Genomic DNA, 21,313 nt, shown 5'->3' on the forward strand with positions numbered 1-21,313 from the left:
CACGCCCACTTCGTGTCAGCACTCACACCCAACGCCCGTGATTTTGCGCGTGACCGAACACTTAACCCCACCAAGACCCATTACTGGGCAATGCGAACACCCCGCACAGCAACGCCCTGGTGGGGACTGCGAGTCGCGCTCGTGGCCCTCATCCCAATCGCAGCCCTCGTCTGGTTTTTCGCCGGGCTGCAAACCCTGTTCTGGTGGGTTCTCGTCCCCTTCTTCCTCGGCGTCGCGGGCATCCGCATCGGGACTGCACTCCAACGTGACCGAGACGCTCGCGCCGTAGACGGCACCGGCAAAGAGCAACTCCGATTCTCGAAAACGAATCAGGCAGAACCTATTGCGCAGGTCGAGACGGAGCGGCTTGCGGACGGCGGGCGGCCGAAGGAGTAGGGTGGAAGTGGTTCTGTGAAACCAACATAGAATAGCGGTCGCTTCGTAGATTTATCGGAAAGCACGCCCTCTTGTATGTAGTGAGACAGCATGACGACACTCACACAGTACCTCATCGGCTTCTTGCTCGCCGCCCATGGATGGGTGCATTTCGTTTACGTCGCGTCGAGTCTGGGGTGGTTCGCATCCGAGTCCGACTGGGCGTGGAACGGTCGGTCGTGGCTGCTCTCGGAGGTCCTTGAAGAAACACAAATCCGCACGTTCGCAAATGGTTTGTTTCTCCTCGTGGCCCTCGGGTTTGTCATCGGTGCGCTTGGCTACGTCTTCGCTCAGAATTGGTGGCGACCGCTGCTCATCGCAGCGTCAGTTCTCTCGACCGCTCTCTATCTCCTGTTGTGGGACGGTAAAGCGACGCAGCTTCCCGAAAAGGGCGGCCTCGGCATCCTCATTAACGTCGCCGTCATCGCGTGGATTGTCGTGTTGAACTGAGAGTGAATCAGAAAAATGCGTGGGACCCGATTTGAACGGGCGGACCTCTACAGGACAGCGTCCTAAGCGCTGCGCCGTTTCCTGGCTTGGCTACCCACGCGCGTCTCGTGATTCCGCGCATTCAACAAAATACCTGTCGCTCTCGGGTGGCGAGGGCTTATCACCGATGGCGGCCAAGCCTGCGTCGTGTATCGAGCCCGCGACCAAGTCGAAAACGAGGAGTGGCTCGCCCAACTCGAACAGGCCGCAGACCGGCTCTCGCTCGGGACGGAGGCGCGTTCGCGCGCCCAAGACCTCTTTCTCTCGACGGTCCCCGAAAAGGACCGCTCGAAACCGGCGGTGATTGCGGCGAGTCTGTATGCGGGTGCGCTCATCGCGGGCGACGAACGCTCACAGGGTGACGTTGCAGATGCCGTCGGGGTCGCACGGCTCACGATTCAACAGCGGTGGAAAGGCTTGTTAGAAGAAGCGGGCTTGCGGCCGCCGGGCTGGTAGCTTACTGTTCGCGCTCTGCGGGTCGGCCATCGCGTTCTGGGGTCATGTTGCCGTGTTGGTCGATTTCGCCGCGGACGATGCGCGTACTCGAAATCACGTCCTCGTCTTTCGCGTAGACGCGGTCTACGACCTCGATTTGCAGGGGGTCGATGCCGCGCTCTTCGCGGATCTCGTTGACGAGTTCGCCCCCGCGTTGGGTCTCCGTCGAAACGATGAGGATGTCGAACTGGGGTTCGGTGGCGATGCCGGTTGGCTCTTCGAGCGTGCGAATCTCCCACTCGCGGCCGTACTCTTTGGCGAAGCGTCGGAGTTCGGTTTCGAGGTCGGCTTTTCGCTCCTCGTACGGCCGTACGTACCGGTCTTCCTTGCGAGTCTGTGGCGCAAGCTCGTCGCTCGTGAGACCAACAGTCACGTCACCCAGTTCGAAGGCTCGTTTGAGCAGCTCCCGGTGCCCGTCATGAACCGGATCGAACGTCCCGCCCAGCGCGACTTTCATAGTCCACTCATCGACCGCCGCTGGCTTAGTGGCTTCGACTCAGTGTATGTCACTCGTCGTTCGCTTCCTCGACGGTGATGGTGACGGGTTCTGTCGCCGTGTTCAGGTCGCGCTTCCCGAGATAGCAATCGAGGTTGAAAACCGTGTTGAGCTCGTCTTGTACCTGCTCTGCGAGCGTTGTGACGAGTTCGCTCGGAGGCATGGCGGTGTACTCGTAAGGGTTGTTCCCGGCCCCGGAGTTCTTGCGTTTTCTGCGCTCTAAAATGCCCTCGCTGTGGAGTTCTGCGAGCGCTTCTCGAACCGTGCTCGGATAGAGCCCAGTTCCGGCGGCAATCTCGTCGCTCGTCCCCCACGGACGCTGGCGAAGATAGACGTAAATGCGCGCCCGGGTTTCCGTATCGAGCACCCACGATAGGAGTTCGACGATGCGTTCGTCGAACTGGTCTACCGCACGGTCTGCTTCGTCTTCCAGCCGTGCCCGATGCTGTTCGAGTTTCTCTCGTGGCCGCCCCCGACCACCGGCCGACGCAGAATCCTGGTCGGCCTCACCCTCCTTTGAACTATCTGGTGAGTTATCAGCAGCCATACGTCCTCTCAAGCGGGACAAAGCGATTGCCGGGTAAAAACCCTTGGCTACAGTCTGAGAGCGTCACAGAGGGCGTCCATCCCTTCTTCTGCAAGCACTCTGCGCTGGAACGCTGCCCCGCTTTCGCTCTCGTACAGCTCTTTGATTCCCGCGATGTCGAGGCGTTCGCACTCTTCGTCAACAATCTCGCCGAGCGTGCTCGTTCCCTGTCGGTCTTTGTCGATAAACGACGCGTCGTGGCCGTAGCGAAGTGCCCGCCACTTGTTCTCATCGAGGAGTTCCCGGCGGTGTTTGAATCCGGTTTCGCCGTCATCGTAGCGCTCGCCCAACTCCTCGACCAGCGCCGCCGTGTACTCGACAAACGCGAGCACGCGGTCGGGGTCTCGCTGTCCGTCGGGCGTCCGGACTTCGAGCGTGCCGTAGGCCGTGTGTGGGCGTACGTCGTACCAGAGTTCGCCGCGGTCGTTTATCGACCCCTGGTTCACCATCATGTGCTCGAAGCGGAGGAAATCCTCGTAGTCCTCGAAATCGGTCGGCATCCCCGTGTTCGGCAGGTTCTCGAAAATCTTCGCCCGAGCAGACGACAGCCCCGTATCGAACCCGTTCCAGAACGGCGAGTTCGCAGAGAGTGCGAGCATCACCGGGAGATGCCAGCGAATCTCGTTCGCAATCCAGACGGCTTTATCCGCGTCGTCGACGCCGACGTGGACGTGCAGCCCCGCCGTCGTGTTACGGTGTTGTGGGTACTGGATGCGGTCGAGTTGCGCTTTGTAGCGCGACTTTTCTGCGTGTTCGAGTTCGCGCCACTTCGCCGCCGGGTGGAGGCCCGCCGCCGCAATGCCGAAACCATGCGTCTCGGCGTGGCTGACGAGCGCCTCGCGGATGGCAAGCAGATTCTCGCGGGCGCCAGCGAGGCGTTCGATTATCGGCGTCTGTGTCTCGATGGTGCACTTAAACAGTTCGTGGTCGATGCGGTTTTGGAGAAGCTCGGGTGGCGTAGACTCGTAGACGAGTTCGTCAGTGCCCGAGGTCGGACGGCCTGCGTCATCGATGACGAAAAACTCCTCTTCGATTCCGAGCGTCCCGGTCTGCGTGAAATTCTCGGCAGAGCCCGTATCCATCGTATCCGGGTACGGCCGCGGCAACTTAAACAGTTCTGGCTTTGCCCACCGTGATTACCGGCCGGCTTCGAGAAGGTCAGAACCTATTCAGTCGGCGGTTTCGTCGCGCTCGCGGCGGTCGTCTTGATACCGACGGAGCCACCGACGAGCCGGTCGACTGCGTGGGCGGCGAGCGTCGCGATCTACGGCGATCACGAGGTCGAATGGGTTGGCTGTGGGTTCGTCGTCGGGCGTCAGATACCCCAGTGCGAACACCGTGTACACATCGCCACCGTCGAGGGTTACGGGGAACGTGCCGACGACCGGGCCGTCGTCCCCGGGTGTATCGGCGCGAACCTGGACGTCATACCCGCCAGCGGGGGCTTCGATGTACTCGGTCACACCGCCGAACGCAGGCCCATCGAAGAGAGTCAAGGCACCATCTGCGACCGTCACGTCGACGGCGGGTGCGTCCGGCGACGCGTGCACCACTCGAACCCGGGCGTTCTTCCCGCGAACACGGCGCAGCGTATCGGTGAGGATGAGCGGTCGGAACGTCCCTTCGGTGAGTTCACCGATTGCGGCGATAGTGTAGGCGTTGCGTTCGACCGTTACAGCGCCGCTGAAGGCGACGGTCGATTCGTCGCCTGCTGCGGTAATCGTCACGGTGTACGTCCCGACCGGGAGCGGGAGGTAGTCACTAACGGCTTTGAACGGCACATTGGCGAGGACGCGTTGGTCGTTTACGTACACGTCTACGTTTGGTGCGTCGGGCGACGCGTGGACGACACGGACGAGTGCCCACTGCTTGCGATCTGCGGCGGCGGTTCCGGCGAAGGCGGCGCTGCCGATCGAAGCGGTCGTCCCAACGAGGGCGAGCGATTTCAGGACTGCGCGGCGAGAGGTTTGCATAATTCGACTCCTCGTCACAAGGAACGTCGTGTAAACAAATATCGGCGACCCCCAACTGGTTCGGAACGGTGGCTCAGTCGTCTGGTTATCTGGTCACTTCGGCGTCGCAACCACGCCGAGGTGGTCGTCGTGGAACGGCGTGAGTCGCGCGGTTTCGAGGATGTCGTAGCCGTCCGCCAACTCAGCGAGCACGTCATCGAACACGTCGCCGGGGTCGCGCGTCACGTCTTCACTGCGCGCCTTGATGGCGATGAGCGCCCCTCCGTCCTCTGCGAGGAACTGCTTGTTTCGGAGGGCAACCGTTGCCTGCCCGCGAGTCGCAACGTCTTGGATGAGCACGTCGAGATTCGACTCGACGATGTGGGCGTAAGTTTCCGGTTTGCGGGCGTCTTTGAGCAACGGAAACAGGTTGCTGCGGTCGCGGGCGACGCCCACGAGGTCGCGGACGGGGCGCGGTGCGAACTCCACGGCGTAGGTCGGCCCTGAGAAATCTGCAACGTGGCTCACGGTCGTCCCGCTCGCCGCGCCGAGATACAGCACTTTTTCGCCGCCAGCAAGGCCAACGTCCATCTCCGTTTCGAGCATCGCGCCGAGTTTCGAACGATTCGCGTCCCACAGCCGCCAGCCTTCGCTCACTGGTTCGCCGTACACCGCCTGCCCCTGCGTCGCAAGCCGTTCTTGCCCGTCAAACGTGCGCCGGGAGACGCCGTCTGGCAACATCAGTTCTCACCTCGCGCCTGAATGGTCGCAATGCGCTCATCGAGTTCTGCTTTTAACTCGGGACGCAGGTCGCCCGCGTAGTGGTCGATACGCGCCGCAATCGAGAGCTTCCCGGCGAGGGCGCGAGACGCAGACCCTCTATCCTCCCGGCGCGTGTGGCGAATCGCCGGGTGCATGAAGATGATGCCGTGTTTCGGCGAGGAAGCTTGGCCCTTTAGGTGGGCGAACAGCGCGTCCTCTGCGCCGAGCACCTGCACCGTCCCGCTCGGCTTCTTTGCGAGCGTGTCGAGACCGCCGGCGAGCGCGATGAGTCGCGCCGCGAGCACCGGTTCTGCCAGATTCGAGAGGTTCGGCGCGATGAGCGGCGTCGTCTCCTCGACGAACTGCTTGAGTGCGTCGGCTTCGTCGTCGAGTTCGGCACACCGCGTCGCAAGCGAGATGAGTTGCTCGTCCGCAGCGTCTTCTGGCTCACGGACAGCGAGGTCGCGGGCGTACTCCACACCCGTCCCAGCGTCTGCAAAGCGGCTGCCAGCCCATTCTGCGACGCGTTCGGCCAGTTCGTTCGCCATCCGACGCGAGTCGTCCATGGCGCGCACTGCGTGAATCAACTGCTTGTCGGTCGCCCGCTCTTTTTCCACGACTTCCCTGCGGGCTGCCTCGACGGTCGCCGCGTGGAGGCGCTCGTAGTAAGCGTCCTCATCAGAAGCAAACCCGGCGGCAACGGCCTCGGAAGGCCAATCGGCAGGCGCGTCGGCTGCCCCCTCGATAATCCGCGCGACGGCCGCGGCGGTGTCGTCGGAATCGACGCCGACGAACCATCCGTTTTCAGTCATACCTGTCGGTAGCGAGTGGGATGTGGTTAAAAGGCGCGCTCTGCTGGCCGACTACCCGAACTTCTCGAACGGCTGGTCACAGCCGTTGCAGTAGTGCATCGACCGGCAGAGTCCCGGCCCCTTCGGGTGGTCGCGCACCGTGTTCTCTGAGCCACAGTACGGGCAGACTGCGGGCGATTCGTCGGGACTCGTCGTGACGCTCGGGTCGTTGAATCGCATGATTAGATGGACAGCCCGAACTCGCGCAGGGCCTCCTTCCCCGGTTCGGTGACCATCTCGACCGTCCACGGCGGACTCCAGACGAGGTCTAACTCCATGCTGTCGACGCCCTCCACGGCGGCGACGGCTTCCTCGATGTCCGTCGTGAGCATCTCGCGGGCCGGACAGCCGGTGTAGGTGAGCGTCATCTTCACGTCGGCGTGCCCGTCTTCGACGGTGACGCCGTAGATGAGCCCCAAATCAACGATGCTGACCGGCATCTCCGGGTCTTCGATGGCGTAGAGGGTGTCCCAGACGCGGCGTTCGACACCCGTTGTGCCCTCGCCGGTCGCAGGCAGGCCCTCGCGTTCGGGGCCGTGGACGTAGTCGGTGTGCGAACACGGCGTGGCGGTGTTTTCGGTTGGGTTACTTGACATCGTCAGGGTCCTTGAGCAGCTTCGTCGGGGTACTCAGCCCGAGCGTGCGGTAGGTGTGGGTGAACTCCTCGTAGAGTGGCTCCCAGTCTGCGGTGTGGTCGCCGTGGCGGCCGGTTTCCGCAGGCAGTTCCGGTAGCTCATCCTCGGCTTCCGGTACGGAGAGACCGAGCGACGAGAGGAACGGCAGGGTGATTTCGAGCCAGCGGGCGCGCAGGTCGGCGAGCGGTTCGGTGCGAACGCCAAGTTCCACGATGTCGGCTTCGTGTTCGCTTGGCTCGAACAGCGTGAGCGCGTACGGGAACAGGCGGTCGAACGCCTGCTGGACTTTCTCCCGGCCCGGCTCGTCGTCACAGAGGCGTTCGAGCCAGTTCTGGCCGTGCTCTAAGTGGTAGCGCTCTTCCATCTGAACCTTCTCGACACGATCTCGCAGGCGCGGGTACGCAGAGCCGTGAATCGATTCGAGGTGGAGTTTCTCGTAGGTGTCGAACAGATACCCACGCAGAATGCTGTCCGCCCAGTCGCCCTCGATAATCGGGAGTTCGACCAGCGTCGAGTGGCGGAAGTCGCTCGGAGGTCGCTCCCAGATGAGTTCTGGCTCTTCTGCGCCGAAGTCTTCGAGCAGGTCGTACCAGAGACGGGCGTGGCCGTACTCGTCCTGTGCGATGTTCGCAATGGCGAGGTCGGATTCGAGCGTCGGCGCGCGAACCTGCCACTCGGTGTAGCGTTCTGCGAGAACGAACTCGTCGTCGGCCATCCGGAAGATGACCTCGGAGACGGCCTGTTGCTGTTCTGCGTCTAACTCCGCCGGGCCGGGGAGTTCGGAGAGCGCCATTATTGTTCCCTCCGCTGGCGCTCGGCCTCGATTTGCTCTTTCTCCGAGTCTTCGATTTCCTTTGCGAAACTCGCGTCCGTGTTGAACGTCATCGCCCAGCGGTACATCTTGTCGGTCGTACCGCCGAACGAGGCTTCCTCTGCGTCAACTTCACCGATTTCGTCTTTCGGGACGACCCACAGGCTGTGGGTCGGGCGGCGACGGGCGTGTTGCACCTGTGCGAACATGAGCGCCATCTCGCGGTCTGGTGCGTGGACGTTGCCACAGTGGGTGTGGTAGCCGCCCTGTTTTTCCTGTCTGAAAACTTCCCAAATCATATCAGTCAGCCGCCTGTGGGGTTGGGCCAGTGTTTTCGAGCGATTCGGTCACCCACTCGACGGCGTCTTGGGCCGCCTTGCGGGTGTTGATTTGCCCGAGGCCGGGTTCGTACTCGTTTTTCGCAATCTGGAAGAACTCGTCCCAGTCTAGGTCCTCCTCGATGACTTCGTAGCTCCCCGTCTCCTCGTCGAAGTTGATGCGTGGGTACTCGGGGATTTCGAGGCCGTAGCGCTCTGCTTTCGGGATGTAGACGGTGAGGAACTCGTTTCTGAGTTCGTCGTTCGATTTGCGCTTTAAGCCCACCTTCGACGCGAAGTCGTGGTGGACGCTCTTGTCGTTGGTCGGGCCGAAGAACTGGATGATGCGCGGCCACCACTCCTCGAACGCTTCTTGCACTAACTCTTGGTGCTTTTTCGGCCCGGTGCCGAGTTCGCGGAGGATGTGCTCGCCGTGTTTGATGTGGAAGCCTTCCTCGAAGCAAATCTTGTCCATTGCGTGGGCGTACGGCTCCCAACTCGTGTCCTTGAGCGTCGCCTGGCGGCGCATCGCCGCGCCGTCAACGAAGAAGCCAATCATCGGCACTTCCCACCAGTGTTCCATCGGGTAGTGAAAGCAGTTCAGGAACTTGCCTTTCCCGTTGGCGAGTTCATCGAGCATCTGCTCGCGCGTCTTCACACCGAGGGACTCTGCGGCGCGATAGAGCAGTTGACCGTGGCCGATTTCGTCCTGCACCTTCGCGCTGAAGGCGAGTTTGCGGTCGAGGCTCGGCGCTTGGCGGATGAACGGGCGTTCTAAATACGCGCCCATTATCTCAGAGTTCGCGTGGAACTGAATCATCCGCGTCGCCGCCTCGCGGTATTCCTGGGGCAGGTCGTCTTTCGGGCTGAACGCCCGCGGACCTGCTCGCTCGAACACAGTATCGAGATCCATGATGGAAAATAATAACAGACGATACCGGATACTCGTTACCCCGTTCATGACAGGGCTTTAAATATTGTGGCGGCCAATATCTCCGCATGATCGCCGAGTGCCTCGTCGTCGAGTTTCGCGTAACGGGGGACAATTGTCCGCTCGCAGACGCCTCGCGGGAGGCTGGGACGACGCTCGTCGCCCGCCCACCTCAACTCAGAGCGGACGGGAACGTCCTCCTCCGCTTCAGCGCCCCGACCGACGACGTCGCCCCGATTCTTGACGCAGACGAACGGGTGCGTTATCTCCACATGTCCCACACGGAGGGTCGCTACAACTTTCGCTGCCTCGCAAAACAGCGCTGCGTCGTCCACGACCTGACAAACGCGGGCCTGCTGGTCGAATCGCTCCAATACCATCGTGGAACCGAGCGCCACACCGGCGCGGTTGTCGGCCGCGACGTGTTACAAGGGGTTCTCGACACGGTGGCTGCGCGAAACGCCGAGGCCGGGGCCGACGCCGTCGGCGTCACGCTCGAACGCATCTACCCGCTCGGCACAGACGACGAGACGACCGTTGCCCAGCAGTGGGACATCACGCCAGCCCAAGAAGAAGCGCTCCGGACGGCCGTGGAAATGGGCTACTTCGAAGTGCCACGGAAAGTCGATGCCGCGGCGGTTGCGGCGGCGCTCGACATCAGTAAATCCTCGTTCTTAGAACGCTTGCATCGTGGCGAGCGCGGCCTGTTCTCGCAGGTGTTCTAGCCCGATTGGAGGAGCGCTACCCGGTTTTGTACACGCCGCGGACGCTTGCGACTTCGTTTCCGCCTTCGTCCGCGACCATCACGTCCACCACGCCAACGGAAGAGCCACAGCGAACCACGTCGGCTTCGGCGTAGAGGTCGCCCGTCCCGGCTTTCAGGTAGTCGATACGCATGTCGATTGTTGGGACTGGCTGGTCTACGAGCGAGACGAGTGCCGCACCACCGACGGTGTCCGCGAGCGTGAACGCCACGCCGCCGTGGGCCATCAGCTTCTCGGCGTTCCACGAGAGTTCTTTGCGCATCTCGATGTGGCCTTCGGCGTGGCCGTCTTCGGCTTCGGTGACTTCGACACCGAGGAAATCAGCAAACGGCATCCCTTCGAAGAAGGCTTCTACGTCCATAGTCCGGCAGACGCCCGCGGGGTGGTTAAAACTGTGCCCCGTCGCTGAGAAAGCGGTTGATTGGCCGGTCAAAGGCGGCGGCGTGGTGGATGACCGCCTCATGGCCAATTGCTGGTAATATCTGTAGCTCGCCGTGGAGTGCCGTGGCTGTCTCGCGGAAGTCTCGCTCTGCGAAGAAGGGGTCTCTCGTCCCGCCAATCGTCAGCGTCGGCACGTCGATTTCGGGAAGTATGTCTGTCGCGTCGTGGGCGAGACACGCCTCCGCCGCACCGATGAAGTCTTCGGGCGTACTCGGCCCGCGCGTCACGAGGTCGTAGCCGCGTGCTCCCAGTGAGAAGCCGCGCCTGAGCAGGCCAACTGCGACGGCATCGACGGCCTCGCGGTAGATGAGGTTCCACTGGCTGGCCCGCCCCCAGTCGCGCCACCGGACGATAGTGTCGTAGCCTGCGCCGCTGAGTTTTGCCGCAGACAGGCCGAGTATCGCACCGGTCACGAGGTCGGGGCGGACGGCGGCGAGATGCTGGACGATGAACCCACCCATCGAGAGTCCCATGACCGCCGCTGGACCGGTTTCTTTGAGCACATCGGCGTAGCCAACGGCCATCTCGGCGGTCGATTGGGTTTCGACGCCCATCGGCCGCGAGACCATAGAAACCGTATGGGTGTCGGCGTAGCGCTTGCAGTAGGTGGCGACGATGCGGGCGAACCAGAACGTCTCGGTCACGCGCATGAGTGGGTCGTTCAGCCCCGGGATGATGAGGAGCCTATCTGACCCCGCTCCGACCGTGACCGCCGGGTGTCCGGCGAGCGTTTCTTTTCTCACAAGTTGAGGAACGCTTCAGCGTTCTCCCAGAGGAGTTTTCGCTGCACATCCTCGGGGTAGTCAGTGTATTCCCTGAAGTTGTCGAGCCACTGTTTCGGGCCAATCATCGGGTAGTCGGTGCCGAACATCGTCTTGTCCTTGAGCAGGGTTCCGGCGTAGTGAAGCCACTCATCGTCGATGTACTTCGGCAGCCAGCCCGAGAAGTCCATGTAGACGTTCCCCTTCTGCTGGCAGATGGCGAGCTGTTCGCGCTCCCACGGGAACGCCGGGTGCGCGATGAGAATCTGCAGGTCTGGATGCGTCGCGGCCACGTCGTCTATGAGCATCGGGTTGCCGTACTTGATTCTGAGGCCGCGACCGCCGGGGCTGCCCGCGCCGAGCGTGGAGTTACCGCCGTGGAAGATGACGGGCACACCGAGGTCTTCGATGGTGTCCCAGAGCGGTTCGTGTTCGGGGTCGCTCGGTGAGAACCCTTGAGCGATTTGCTGGAACTTGAAGCCTGAGAGGCCGAGGTCGTTCACGGCGCGCTCTGCTTCCTCGACGCAGTCGTCTTTGAGTGGGTCAACACTGCCAAACCCGATGATGAAGTCAGCAAATTCGTCGCGGACGCCTGCGACGTAATCGTTCGTGACGGGCGGGTTGCCCGTGTTCGTCTCCGCGTCCCACCCGACGAGGACGACTTTCTTCACGCCGGCGGCGTAGTACTCTTCGCGCATCCCTTCGTAGGTGTCGAACTCCATCTCCGCGCCGAACTTTTTGGCGGCGTCGCGCATCATCTCGCCGCCAGCGTCCTCTAAAAACTCCTTCGTCGGCTGGTGAGCGTGCATGTCGATGGCGCGCGGTTCGCCGTCTGCGAGAACATCTCCGGGCATACCTCGTGAATTGTTCCCACACGGTGAAAAAGGGATACCGTCAGTCGGCGAGTTCGTCCGGAACGACACCGACCTGTCGCATCATGCCGAGCATGTCCCATTGTGGGAAGCCCTCGACGATTTTGCCGTTCTTTACGCGGTGTTCGACAATACCGTCGATGCTTACGGACTTGCCCGTTGCGTCCATGTCACCGAACGGTCCCGTCTGCGTGCCGGTCATGGTGAGTCGCGTGACGACGTGGTCGTCGTCTGCGAGTTGGTCGTGTATGGTCATGTTCACGTCCGGGAACGCCGTCGTGAACTCGGTGAGCAGCTTTCTGAACTCTCTGCGGCCGTGGAGTTCGCGCCCGCTCTCTGCGTCGTGATGCGTGTACGTTTCCGCAAACAGATCGTCGATCAGGTCGAAGTTCTTTTCGCTCAGCACCTCTTCAAAAAATCGGCGTGCAAGCTGTTTGTTCTCTGTTGTTGGTGATTGGATTGCCATGTGTGCCACCCACTAGAGGGAGGCTGTCTGTGAGCAAGTCCCTTGCTTGAATGTCAGAAAAATCAGCGTGATTTGGGCTTATTCGCCGGGTTTCGGTGCGGCACCGAGTTGTTGCATCAGGCCAAGCAGGTCTGAGTGAACCCACGACTCTGCAATCTTGCCGTCCTCGAACCGGTACAGCGTCATCCCGTCGATTTGGGCCTTCTTGTTCGTCGGAGCGACGCCGAGGAACGCACCCTCGTGGGTGCCCTTGTACGTGTAGTTCACGGCGAGTTTGTCGCCTTCAGCGACGACACGGTTGAGGTCGGCGGTGAAGTTCGGGAAGCCCGCGAACACGTCCTCCCAGTTTTTCCGTAGTCCGTCGATACCGGTCTCGTCGGGGCGAGCGTCCGCGTAATGAACGACACAGTCGTCGGTATAGTACTTCGAAATGTCATCGAGCTTCTTGTCGTTCATCACGTCGACGGCCATGTTCAGAACGAGGTCTTTCATCTGTTTCACATCTTGGACGGCCATTTTCAATCCCTCAGTACTGTATCAGCGGGCGAGGAGAAATCTGTATGTAGAACGGCTGAAAACGAGGAATTTCAAGGGATTGGGACGACTATTCTTGGCGTGGGATGAGTTCGAGCTGTTGCATCAAGCCAAGGAAGTCGGCGTTCGTCCACGTTTCTGCGACTTTGTCACCCTCCATCCGATTGATGACGATGCCCGAAATTTTGGCCGACCGGTTGGTCGCGTCCATTCCCATGAATTCGCCGTCGTGCGTGCCTTCGTAGGTGTACCGCGTGACGACTTTGTCACCCTCGACAATTTGGTCTTCGATGATTGCTTTGAGGTCGGAGAATCCCGCGTGAAGCCCTTTGAGATATACCGTGAACGCCTCGCGACCTTTGATGTCTTCCGGCGACGATGTCTCGTGGAGGATGATGTCGTCGGTCATCAATTCGTCCAGCAGGTCGTAGTTTCGCCCGTTGAACACTTCATCGTTAAAGCGAACGACGCGCGACTTCGCATCTCGTGGTGATAGTTTTGCCATGGTTTTGCACCATATATCACTACGGTGACGAAGGAGAAAGCAGTATCCGAACGGGCTTTTTTGAAAGAGTGACAGAAAGATAGGAAAGTTCAGTCGCGGCGCTTGAACATGAACTTCATGTCGCCTTGGAAGACGACCGTCCCGTCCTGATTGGTGGTCGTCGCGTCGATGACCACGAGGCCCGCATCGTCGCGGCTCTCGAACTCGCGTTTTTCCGTGACTTCGAACTCAGCAGAGAGCGTATCGCCGATGAACACGGGATTCGGGACGTCCATGTAATTCATGCCGAGGAAGGCGATGACGGTGCGCTCTACGAAGCCACATCGTTGAACGAGGCCGGTTGTCACGATGAACGTCATCGGACCGTGGCCGATGCGCTTGCCAAAGGGGCCGTCTTTCGAGTACTCTTTGTTCGTGTGGAGTTCCGTCCAGTCGCCCGCGAACGCAGAGTGATTGACGAAATCCGTTTCGGTGATGGTCCGCCCGACGCTCTCGAAGGTTTTCCCCACTTCCATATCCTCGAAGAAGTGTGGTTCGTAACTGTATGGCACATGCTGCCTTCACCGAAAGATGAGAAAAAATTACCGGGAATTACGTGCGGTGGTCGAACACGCGCTGTACCTTCCCCACCGTCGTCCGTTCGATTGTGCCCGGTTCGACGACGTGCAGCGCTGAGAGTTTCACGCCCAGCTTCGAGTTCAATTTCTTTCGAATCCGCTCTGTGAGGCCCGCGACGTCCACCACATCTGCGTGGTGTTCGACCGTCAGTTCCATCGTATCGAGGGCACCCTCGCGGCGCAAGTCAATGCGATAGTGGGGTGCGACTTCTGCAAACTCAAGCATCGCTTCCTCAATTTGGCTTGGATAGACGTTCACCCCGCGGACGATGAGCAAGTCATCGGCGCGCCCAGTCACGTTGTCCATCCGGACGTGGGTGCGCCCACAGTCGCACGTGTCGTAGTTGAGCGAGGTGATGTCGCCGGTTCGATAGCGCAAGATAGGCATCGCGTCTTTCGCAAGTGTCGTGAGCACGAGTTCGCCTTCTTCGCCTTCTGGCAGTACCTCCCCGGTTTCGGGGTCGATAATTTCGGGATAGAAGAAATCCTCCCAGACGTGGAGGCCGTTTTGCACGTCTGCACACTCGATGGAGACGCCTGGACCGACGATTTCTGAGAGCCCGTACACGTCGATTGCGGTCACGTCGAGCGCCTCCTCAATCTCCTCGCGCATCGGGTCGGTGAAGGGTTCTGCGCCGATGATGACCGTCGAAAGCGGGAGGTCGTGGGGGTCTACGCCGCGCGCTTCGATGGCTTCTGCGAGGTAGAGACAGTAGGACGGAGTACACGAGAGGACGGTGCTCCCCAAATCTTCGAGGAAGTCGATTTGCCGGTCGGTGTTCCCGCCGCCGATGGGGATGACCGTCGCGCCGAGTTCCTCTGCGCCGTCGTGAAAGCCGAGGCCGCCAGTAAACAGGCCGTAGCCGTAGGCGTTCTGGACGGTATCCGTGGCGGAAACGCCCGCGGTGACGAGCGACCGGGCCATCGCCTCGCGCCAGACCTTGAGGTCGTCGCGCGTGTAGGCGACGATTTTCGGCTTCCCCGTGGTTCCAGACGAGGCGTGCAGCCGGACGATTTCCTCGCGCGGGACGGCGAACAGTTTGTCCGGGTAGTTGTCGCGCAGGTCTTCTTTCGTGGTGAACGGCAGTTTCTCGATGTCGTCGATGGACTCGATGTCGTCCGGGGAGACGCCCGCATCCTCGAACGCCTGTGCATAGTACGGGACGGTGGCCGCCTGTGTGACCATCCGCTGTAGCCGTTCCGTTTGCACCGTTCGAAGCTCCTCACGGGTCGCCGTCTCCACATCGCCGTGCATACGTTCGAGGTTTGCCAGCACCCCACAAATCTATTCTGTCGGACAATCCTACACGTTTCTGCACGGCGAAGCCAACAGAGTATACCTTGCGTGCCACGAACGGGGCAGTATGCGCGACGCGTATCTCGTGGGCGCGGCCCAGTCCGATTTCGGGTCGTTCCCCGACGAATCCTATCGCTCGTTGTTCGAGCAGGCGTACACTGCGACGCTTTCGAGCGTCCCTCACGGCATTGACCCCGACGACATCGACGAAGCCGTCATCGGCACGCTCGGTGTTGGTGGCCGCCAGATTGGGCTTCCCGGCCCGGCCGTCACCGAACACGTCGGGCTGTCGGGGATTCCCTGCACCCGCGTCGAAAACGCCTGTGCGGCCTCCGGCTACGCCGTCCGACAGGCCGTCCAAGCCGTCAAAAGCGGGATGGCAGACGTCGTCCTCGCCGGCGGCGTCGAGGTCATGACCGACCTCTCGGGCGACGCCACTCGCTGGTGGCTCGGCGTTTCTGGGGAAACCGAGTGGGAGCGTCTCTCCGGAACCACCTTTGCGGGCGTCTACGCTCAGATGGCGAGTTCACACATGAAAAAGTACGGTACGACCACAGAGCACCTCTCGCATGTCGCCGTCAAAAACCACCGTAACGGGGCGAAAAACCCGCACGCACAGCTCAGATTCGAGTGCTCGCTCGAAGACGCGATGAACGCACCGACCGTCGCAGATCCGCTCACGCTGTATCACTGCTGTCCGACGACCGACGGCGCGGCCTGCGCGCTCATCGTGAGCGAAGACGTGGTGGAGGAATACACGGACGACCCCATCCGCGTCGCGGGCGTGGGCGCTGGCTCCGACAAAGTCGGGCTGTTCCAGCGCGACACCTATTCGGGCGTCCCGGCCTCACAGCGCGCTGCTGAACAGGCCTACGAGATGGCCGGCGTTGGCCCCGATGACATCGACTTCGCGGAGGTGCACGACTGCTTTTCGATTGCCGAACTCATGGCCTACGAAGACCTCGGCTTTTGCGAGCCGGGCGAGGCTGGCCCCTACGTCGCCTCGGGGGCGACCGACTACGGCGGCGACGTGGTCGTAAACGCTTCGGGCGGACTCAAGAGCAAGGGCCACCCAATCGGCGCGACCGGCGCGGGACAGGTCGCAGAGGCGTTCACCCAACTCTCGGGCAGGGCAGGGGAGCGACAGGTCGAGGACGCCCGCTACGGGCTGACGCACAACGTCGGCGGAAGCGGCGGCGCGGCCGTCGTTCACATCTTCGAAACGGAGGAGCAGCCATGAGCGGCCCGCGCATCACCGCCGTCGGTGCGTACGCGCCGCGTTTCAGGATTGCTGGCAGCGAATTTGCACAGGAGTGGAGTCGCGGCCCCGCGGGAATCACCGAAAAGTCGGTGCCCGACGCAGACGAGGACGCGCTGACGATGGCCGTCGAAGCCGGGAAGCGCGCCCTCACCGCCGCAGACTGCGCGGGTGCGGACGTGGCCCATCTTGGGTTCGCCTCCTCGACGCCTCCTACCGAAGAGGAAGACCTGACCGCGCGACTCGGCTCGATGCTTGGCGTCGAAGAGTCCACCCCACGTCAGCAGTTCGGCGGGAGTACGAGGGCGGGAGTACAGGCGCTCCTTTCCGGTGTAGAGATAGGACCGTGGAACGACAGCGTCGGCCTCGTCATCGCAAGCGACTGCCCGCGCGGCCACCCATCAGACGCCCACGAACACGCCGCCGGCGCGGGTGCTGTGGCGTTCGTCCTTGGAGAGAAAGGTGCGGAGGTCGTGAGCCAAGCCGAGTTCACGACACCGTATCCCGGAACTCGTTTCCGCGAACGCGGGAGCGAGTACGTCGATGGCCTCGGCGTGACCGGCTACGACCGCGAGGCGTACACTGAGACAGTTCGCGGTGCAGTCGAGCAGGTGTACGTCGGTGACATCGCCGCGGCGTGTCTGCAGGCTCCAGACGGAAAGTTGCCGTATCGGGCGGCGAAGGCGCTCGATATCGACACCGAACTCGTTCAGGCGGGAACCACCGTCCACGACCTCGGTGACACGGGCGGGGCGAGCGTCCCGCTCGGTCTCGCAAAAGCACTTGACGCTGGTTGCGAGCGCGTCCTCGGCGTGGGCTATGGAGCCGGCGGCGGTGCGTCCGCGTTCGTCGTGGACGGCGAGGGCGTAAAGACGAACCTCGCGCTCTCGGGCGACGCGGAACTCACGTACGCCGAGTATCTCCGCCGCCGGGGCGACCTGACGGGTGACTCGCCATCGGGTGGGGGCGCGTACGTCTCCATGCCCGCGTGGCACCAATCACTTCCACAGCGCCACCGACTGGTCGCGGGCGAGTGCGTCGAGTGTGGTGCGCTTGCCTTCCCGCCGGAAGGAGCCTGTGACGAGTGCGGGAACTTGGGCACGTTCGAGGATGTGCAGTTGTCGGGCACGGGCACCGTCGAGGCCGTGACGCGAATCGGGCAGGGCGGCGCGCCACCGGAGTTCGCCGTCCAGCAGGCCCAGAACGGCGATTTCGGCATCACAATCGTCGCCTTCGAGTACGACGGCAAGACGGTGAGCGCCCCAGCGCAGGTGGCGTTTGGGAATCCGTCGGTGGGCGATGAAGTGACGGCAATAATTCGCCGCATCTACACCCAAGAGGGAGTCACCCGCTACGGATTTAAGGTCAGATCGACAGACGATAACCATTAACTCGGTTCGCGTTCGCGTGTCGATATGCACGTCACCGTACTCGGTGCTGGAACCATGGGTCACGGCATCGCGCAAGTGAGCGCGATGGCCGGCCACGATGTATTTCTTCGAGATATTGACGAGAGCGTTTTGAGCGAGGCGCGCAACGCTGTAGAGCGCAACCTGCAAGGTGGTGTCGACCGCGAGAAACTCACCGAAGCCGAAATGGATGCCGCCCTCTCTCGGCTCACGACGACGACCGACCTCCGAGAAGCCGCAGGCGAGGCTGACCTCATCGTGGAGGCCGTCCCCGAACGCCTCGACCTCAAACAGCAGGTGTTCGCGGATGCCGAAGCGGTCGCGCCCGAAGACGCGATTCTCGCCACCAACACCTCCTCGCTTTCGGTGACGGAGATTGCGAGCGAACTCAGTTCGCCCCACCGGGCGATTGGCCTCCACTTTTTCAACCCAGTCCACATCATGGCGCTCGTCGAAGTCGTCCTCGCAGAGCAGACCGACGACGCCACTGAAGCGGCCGCCGTCGAGTTCGTCGAGGCTATCGAAAAGACGCCAATCGTCGTCACGGACTCGCCCGGCTTTGCCTCCTCACGGCTCGGCGTCACCATCGGCGTCGAAGCCATGCGGATGTACGAAGAGGGCGTCGCGAGCGCCGCCGATATTGACGAGGCGATGACGCTAGGCTACAACCACCCGATGGGGCCGCTCGAACTCACCGACTTGGTGGGCTTAGACGTACGCCTCGACATTCTCGAATACCTACGCGAAGAGTTGGGCGAGCGATTCCGCCCGCCACAGGTGCTGAAACGAAAGGTTCGCGCTGGGCACCTCGGGCGGAAATCCGGGCAGGGCTTCTACGAGTGGGACGAGGGCGAAAACGTCGGGGAGGTCGAGCGATGAGCGACCTTGAATCAGTCGCCGCAGACTGCTCGCTCGTCCACCTCGACGTGGGAAGCGACCGCGAGTACGTCGCCACCGTCACCATCGACCGTCCGGACGCGCGAAACGCGCTAAATTCGCAGGTTCGCGTGGAGCTGAAACGCATCTTCACCGCGCTCGAAGACGCAGACGAGGTGCGCGTCATCGTCCTCACGGGGGCAGACGAGGCGAAGGCGTTCGTCGCGGGCGCAGACGTGGGCGAACTGCGCGAGCGGACGACGCTCGAACAGCGCAAAGTCAGCCGACGCCCGCGCATCTACGAAGTGGTCGATGACCTCCCGATGCCGGTCATCGCGCGTATCAACGGCCACGCCCTCGGCGGCGGGTGTGAACTCGCACAGGCCTGTGACGTGCGCATCGCCTACGAGAAGGCGAAGTTGGGACAACCCGAGATCAATCTCGGCATCATCCCCGGCGGCGGCGGCACCCAACGCCTGACGCGACTCGTGGGTGAGGGTCACGCAATGCGCCTGATTCTCTCCGGCGAACTGATTTCGGCCGAGGAAGCAGCAGACATCGGCCTCGTAGACGAGGTGTACGGCGACGACGGCTTCGACGAGCGCGTCTACGACCTCGCGGCGAAGATGGCCGACAAAAGTCCCGTCGCACTCGAATTCGCCAAGGACGCAGTCAAGGCGGCCTCGCGCATGGAGTTAGAACAGGGCATTGCCTACGAATCTGAGCTGTTCACCCAGCTGTTTGCGACCGAGGACAAACAGGAAGGCATGGACGCCTTCTTCGAGAAGCGCGACGCCGAGTGGACGGGCAAATAATCAGGCTTTCCAGTCGTCTTGGGCCTGCTCGTCCGACTGGAGTTCACCTTTTGCGTGACGTTCGCGCGGCCAGAACGTGATGCCAGTGATTGTCGCATAAAACAGGCTGACAGCTCCTGCGACGACGGTTCCGGGGAGGCGACCGATACTCGCCCGCTGGATCAAGCCCATGTCGGTCGCGTCGAAGACGGCGAGATGGATAACCCACGCGAGCAAGAGAACGATGAACAGCGGAAAGTAGATGCGGCGGCTTCTGCGGGCGACCGCCTCTGCGAGCGGCGTTTTGACGGTCGGCGTCCGCAGGTCGCGGCTCAGAAGTTTGCGCCAGCCACGCTGTTCTGCACCCTCCGGGTCGAGGGCGTTTGCGAACACGTTCTCCTCTAACAGCCGAACCCGCGAGCGCCACACGTCATAGATGCGATAGCGTCTCGCCTCGAAAACGAGAAACAGCGCCACCATCGCCATCCCGACGAGGATGACGTAGTGTGGGCGGGTTTCGGCCGAAAAGGCCCACGTGAGCAACGTCGCGGTGAGCACGACCGCCCAGTTCGTGGTGCGGTCGAGGCGGGTGCGCCACGCGTTTGCCCGCCCAACCTCGCCCCGGTAGACGTGCCCCATCAGCGAGAGGAAGTCGCTGCGGTCGGTCGCCGCCTCGCCAGCGACCTCCCGTCCTTCGCGCGCCTCGGGGTCGAAGTCGTCGTCCGAACTGGTCATTCAGAGACGATGTTCGTATTTCTTGATAAAACCACTAGCCCACGAGCGTCACACCGATGAGCGACCCGACGCCGTAGGTGAGTGCCGCCGCAGCAAGCCCAATCAACACCTGTCGGCCACCAGAGTAGAGCAGACTGCGGCCGGTGAGGAGCGTGATGGCCGCGCCAATGCCGAACAGCGCAACGGCGCTGAGTGCGAGACTCGTGATGACGGCCGTCATGCCAGTCAGAACTGCAAACGGCGCGACGGGGACGATTGCGCCGAGCGCGAAGAGGACGAACGACGTACCCGCTGCTTCCCACGCCGACCCGCCGAGTTCCTCCGGGTTGATGCCGAGTTCTTCGCGCGTAAGGGTGTCGAGGGCCGTCTGTTCGTCTGCGAGGAGGCGTGCAGCCAGCTCTCGGGACTGCGGTTCTGTCAGCCCTTTCGCTTGGTAAATGAGTGCGAGTTCTTCTGCTTCCTCTGCTGGCGTCTCGCTGAGTTCTTCGGCTTCGATGGCTATCTGCCGTTGGTAGAGTTCTCTCGAACTCTGGACCGAGAGCCATTCGCCCATCGCCATCGACCCGGCTCCAGCGAGCAGCCCGGCGAGGCCGGTGATGAGGATGGCAGACCCAGAGAGCGCAGCCCCCGCGACGCCCATCACGAGACTCAGATTCGAGACGAGCCCGTCGTTCGCGCCGAGGACCGCCGCGCGGAGCGCGTTCCCGCTCGCAGAGCGATGACGGCCTTCGAGGCGAGCGAGGACGCTTCCCTCGACGCCCGCCGTCGAGTCGATTGTGCGGAGCAACGTGGCGTGCGACCGCTCGTCGGCTGGCAGCGACGTACCGGTCACCTCCGGTTGGCTGAGATAGCCCGCGTGACCGGCGCGTTCTGTCGCGGTGAGCGTGGGGAGAATCGTCTGTGCGCCGAATCGCCGGGCCAGCCACGAAAGCGTGCGAGCACGCCACGACGGCCGCGCGTCGGGGAGCGTTCCACCAGCTTCGCGGAGCCGGTCGGCCCAAAACTCGGCGTGTTTCGTTTCCGTCTCTGCGAGTTTTAGATAGACTTCAGCGAGTTGGGGTTGCGATTCGGTTTCAGCGAGCGTCCGGTAGAGCGACGCGCTGTCGATTTCGTCCTGCCAGTTCGCCTGATACCGGGCGGTGTCCCCCATCTCCACCATACAGACTCGTACGAGTGCTGGCGGCTTAGCCCACACCCTCACGGGCAGAGTTTTACGCGCGGCGC

At 62.2% G+C, this 21,313-nt stretch carries 29 protein-coding genes and 1 tRNA gene; 8 read left to right on the top strand and 22 right to left on the bottom strand.

Annotation, left to right across the window (positions count from 1 at the left end):
- The first annotated feature begins 90 nt into the window (after positions 1-90).
- Both V5N13_RS03405 and V5N13_RS03410 read left to right on the top strand, forming a co-directional pair.
- Positions 91-396 (top strand): hypothetical protein, encoded by a 306-nt coding sequence (locus tag V5N13_RS03405; RefSeq protein WP_336359622.1) that lies wholly within the window; start codon positions 91-93, stop codon positions 394-396.
- Positions 397-486: 90 nt separating this feature from the next.
- Positions 487-885 (top strand): hypothetical protein, encoded by a 399-nt coding sequence (locus V5N13_RS03410; protein ID WP_336359623.1) that lies wholly within the window; start codon positions 487-489, stop codon positions 883-885.
- A 16-nt stretch (positions 886-901) separates the two neighbouring features.
- Here the strand turns inward: V5N13_RS03410 and V5N13_RS03415 are convergent.
- Positions 902-985: transfer RNA gene (locus V5N13_RS03415), tRNA-Leu, on the bottom strand.
- Between the two features lie 86 nt (positions 986-1,071).
- Here V5N13_RS03415 and V5N13_RS03420 point away from each other — a divergent pair.
- Entirely contained in the window at positions 1,072-1,380 is a 309-nt protein-coding gene (locus V5N13_RS03420; RefSeq protein ID WP_336359624.1) for a transcription initiation factor IIB family protein, read from the top strand.
- A gap of 1 nt (position 1,381) precedes the next feature.
- Here the strand turns inward: V5N13_RS03420 and V5N13_RS03425 are convergent, their stop codons facing one another.
- The 11 genes from V5N13_RS03425 to paaA form a co-directional block, all read right to left on the bottom strand.
- Entirely contained in the window at positions 1,382-1,876 is a 495-nt protein-coding gene (locus V5N13_RS03425) for a phosphopantetheine adenylyltransferase (protein WP_336359625.1), read from the bottom strand.
- Positions 1,877-1,925: 49 nt separating this feature from the next.
- Positions 1,926-2,462 carry a winged helix-turn-helix domain-containing protein gene (locus tag V5N13_RS03430; protein ID WP_332899436.1) on the bottom strand — a complete coding sequence of 179 codons (537 nt, stop codon included), beginning with the start codon at positions 2,460-2,462 and terminating at the stop codon, positions 1,926-1,928.
- A 47-nt stretch (positions 2,463-2,509) separates the two neighbouring features.
- Positions 2,510-3,583, bottom strand: a complete 1,074-nt coding sequence (locus V5N13_RS03435; protein ID WP_336359626.1) for a glutamate--cysteine ligase — start codon at positions 3,581-3,583, stop codon at positions 2,510-2,512.
- A gap of 87 nt (positions 3,584-3,670) precedes the next feature.
- Positions 3,671-4,474, bottom strand: a complete 804-nt coding sequence (locus V5N13_RS03440) for a DUF4397 domain-containing protein (protein ID WP_336359627.1) — start codon at positions 4,472-4,474, stop codon at positions 3,671-3,673.
- Positions 4,475-4,567: 93 nt separating this feature from the next.
- A complete protein-coding gene (locus tag V5N13_RS03445; protein ID WP_442905059.1) occupies positions 4,568-5,194 on the bottom strand; it encodes a fibrillarin-like rRNA/tRNA 2'-O-methyltransferase in 627 nt (208 codons plus the stop codon).
- Positions 5,194-6,027 carry an NOP5/NOP56 family protein gene (locus tag V5N13_RS03450; RefSeq protein ID WP_336359628.1) on the bottom strand — a complete coding sequence of 278 codons (834 nt, stop codon included), beginning with the start codon at positions 6,025-6,027 and terminating at the stop codon, positions 5,194-5,196. Before V5N13_RS03450 ends, V5N13_RS03445 begins: the two co-directional genes overlap by 1 nt.
- 51 nt (positions 6,028-6,078) lie before the next feature.
- The gene (gene paaE, locus V5N13_RS03455) at positions 6,079-6,246 is read right to left on the bottom strand and encodes a 1,2-phenylacetyl-CoA epoxidase subunit PaaE (protein ID WP_332899440.1); all 168 of its coding nucleotides are present in this window, start codon (positions 6,244-6,246) and stop codon (positions 6,079-6,081) included.
- 2 nt (positions 6,247-6,248) lie between these two features.
- Positions 6,249-6,662, bottom strand: a complete 414-nt coding sequence (gene paaD, locus V5N13_RS03460; RefSeq protein ID WP_336359629.1) for a 1,2-phenylacetyl-CoA epoxidase subunit PaaD — start codon at positions 6,660-6,662, stop codon at positions 6,249-6,251.
- On the bottom strand, positions 6,652-7,494 hold the full coding sequence (gene paaC, locus V5N13_RS03465) for a 1,2-phenylacetyl-CoA epoxidase subunit PaaC (RefSeq protein WP_336359630.1): 843 nt from the start codon (positions 7,492-7,494) through the stop codon (positions 6,652-6,654). Before paaC ends, paaD begins: the two co-directional genes overlap by 11 nt.
- Complete coding sequence (paaB, locus tag V5N13_RS03470) at positions 7,494-7,811, bottom strand: 1,2-phenylacetyl-CoA epoxidase subunit PaaB (RefSeq protein ID WP_336359631.1); 318 nt, start codon at positions 7,809-7,811, stop codon at positions 7,494-7,496. Before paaB ends, paaC begins: the two co-directional genes overlap by 1 nt.
- Position 7,812: 1 nt before the next feature.
- Positions 7,813-8,742: a 1,2-phenylacetyl-CoA epoxidase subunit PaaA gene (gene paaA / locus V5N13_RS03475; protein WP_336359632.1), complete on the bottom strand. Its 930-nt coding sequence runs from the start codon at positions 8,740-8,742 to the stop codon at positions 7,813-7,815.
- A gap of 86 nt (positions 8,743-8,828) precedes the next feature.
- Here paaA and V5N13_RS03480 point away from each other — a divergent pair, with 86 nt between their 5' ends.
- Positions 8,829-9,485 carry a helix-turn-helix domain-containing protein gene (locus tag V5N13_RS03480; protein ID WP_332899445.1) on the top strand — a complete coding sequence of 219 codons (657 nt, stop codon included), beginning with the start codon at positions 8,829-8,831 and terminating at the stop codon, positions 9,483-9,485.
- A 16-nt stretch (positions 9,486-9,501) separates the two neighbouring features.
- On the opposite strand, the gene V5N13_RS03485 is transcribed toward V5N13_RS03480, so the two are convergent.
- From V5N13_RS03485 to paaK, 8 genes are all read right to left on the bottom strand, one after another.
- Complete coding sequence (locus V5N13_RS03485; protein ID WP_336359633.1) at positions 9,502-9,885, bottom strand: PaaI family thioesterase; 384 nt, start codon at positions 9,883-9,885, stop codon at positions 9,502-9,504.
- A gap of 25 nt (positions 9,886-9,910) precedes the next feature.
- The gene (locus tag V5N13_RS03490) at positions 9,911-10,708 is read right to left on the bottom strand and encodes an alpha/beta fold hydrolase (protein ID WP_336359634.1); all 798 of its coding nucleotides are present in this window, start codon (positions 10,706-10,708) and stop codon (positions 9,911-9,913) included.
- Positions 10,705-11,580, bottom strand: a complete 876-nt coding sequence (locus tag V5N13_RS03495) for an amidohydrolase family protein (protein WP_336359635.1) — start codon at positions 11,578-11,580, stop codon at positions 10,705-10,707. Before V5N13_RS03495 ends, V5N13_RS03490 begins: the two co-directional genes overlap by 4 nt.
- 40 nt (positions 11,581-11,620) lie before the next feature.
- A complete protein-coding gene (locus tag V5N13_RS03500) occupies positions 11,621-12,064 on the bottom strand; it encodes an ester cyclase (protein ID WP_332899449.1) in 444 nt (147 codons plus the stop codon).
- A gap of 78 nt (positions 12,065-12,142) precedes the next feature.
- On the bottom strand, positions 12,143-12,580 hold the full coding sequence (locus V5N13_RS03505) for an ester cyclase (protein ID WP_336359636.1): 438 nt from the start codon (positions 12,578-12,580) through the stop codon (positions 12,143-12,145).
- Between the two features lie 88 nt (positions 12,581-12,668).
- Positions 12,669-13,103, bottom strand: a complete 435-nt coding sequence (locus V5N13_RS03510; RefSeq protein ID WP_336359637.1) for an ester cyclase — start codon at positions 13,101-13,103, stop codon at positions 12,669-12,671.
- A gap of 89 nt (positions 13,104-13,192) precedes the next feature.
- On the bottom strand, positions 13,193-13,654 hold the full coding sequence (locus V5N13_RS03515; RefSeq protein ID WP_336359638.1) for a MaoC/PaaZ C-terminal domain-containing protein: 462 nt from the start codon (positions 13,652-13,654) through the stop codon (positions 13,193-13,195).
- Between the two features lie 40 nt (positions 13,655-13,694).
- Positions 13,695-14,975 (bottom strand): phenylacetate--CoA ligase PaaK, encoded by a 1,281-nt coding sequence (gene paaK, locus V5N13_RS03520; RefSeq protein ID WP_336359639.1) that lies wholly within the window; start codon positions 14,973-14,975, stop codon positions 13,695-13,697.
- A 109-nt stretch (positions 14,976-15,084) separates the two neighbouring features.
- Between paaK and V5N13_RS03525 the strand changes: the two genes are divergently transcribed.
- From V5N13_RS03525 to V5N13_RS03540, 4 genes are read left to right on the top strand one after another with little or no spacing between them, the layout of a single operon-like run.
- On the top strand, positions 15,085-16,257 hold the full coding sequence (locus tag V5N13_RS03525; RefSeq protein ID WP_336359640.1) for a thiolase domain-containing protein: 1,173 nt from the start codon (positions 15,085-15,087) through the stop codon (positions 16,255-16,257).
- Complete coding sequence (locus V5N13_RS03530) at positions 16,254-17,666, top strand: zinc ribbon domain-containing protein (protein ID WP_336359641.1); 1,413 nt, start codon at positions 16,254-16,256, stop codon at positions 17,664-17,666. Before V5N13_RS03525 ends, V5N13_RS03530 begins: the two co-directional genes overlap by 4 nt.
- 24 nt (positions 17,667-17,690) lie before the next feature.
- Entirely contained in the window at positions 17,691-18,563 is an 873-nt protein-coding gene (locus tag V5N13_RS03535) for a 3-hydroxyacyl-CoA dehydrogenase family protein (protein ID WP_336359642.1), read from the top strand.
- Positions 18,560-19,375 carry an enoyl-CoA hydratase/isomerase family protein gene (locus V5N13_RS03540; protein ID WP_336359643.1) on the top strand — a complete coding sequence of 272 codons (816 nt, stop codon included), beginning with the start codon at positions 18,560-18,562 and terminating at the stop codon, positions 19,373-19,375. The genes V5N13_RS03535 and V5N13_RS03540 overlap by 4 nt, the downstream gene beginning before the upstream one ends.
- On the opposite strand, the gene V5N13_RS03545 is transcribed toward V5N13_RS03540, so the two are convergent.
- Together V5N13_RS03545 and V5N13_RS03550 are read right to left on the bottom strand one after the other, a co-directional pair.
- Positions 19,376-20,089: a DUF2270 domain-containing protein gene (locus V5N13_RS03545; RefSeq protein WP_336359644.1), complete on the bottom strand. Its 714-nt coding sequence runs from the start codon at positions 20,087-20,089 to the stop codon at positions 19,376-19,378.
- Positions 20,090-20,123: 34 nt separating this feature from the next.
- Entirely contained in the window at positions 20,124-21,248 is a 1,125-nt protein-coding gene (locus V5N13_RS03550; protein WP_336359645.1) for a VIT1/CCC1 family protein, read from the bottom strand.
- Between the last annotated feature and the right edge of the window lie 65 nt (positions 21,249-21,313).

This window comes from Haladaptatus sp. ZSTT2 (genome assembly GCF_037081775.1).
Taxonomy (GTDB): domain Archaea; phylum Halobacteriota; class Halobacteria; order Halobacteriales; family Halococcaceae; genus QDMS2.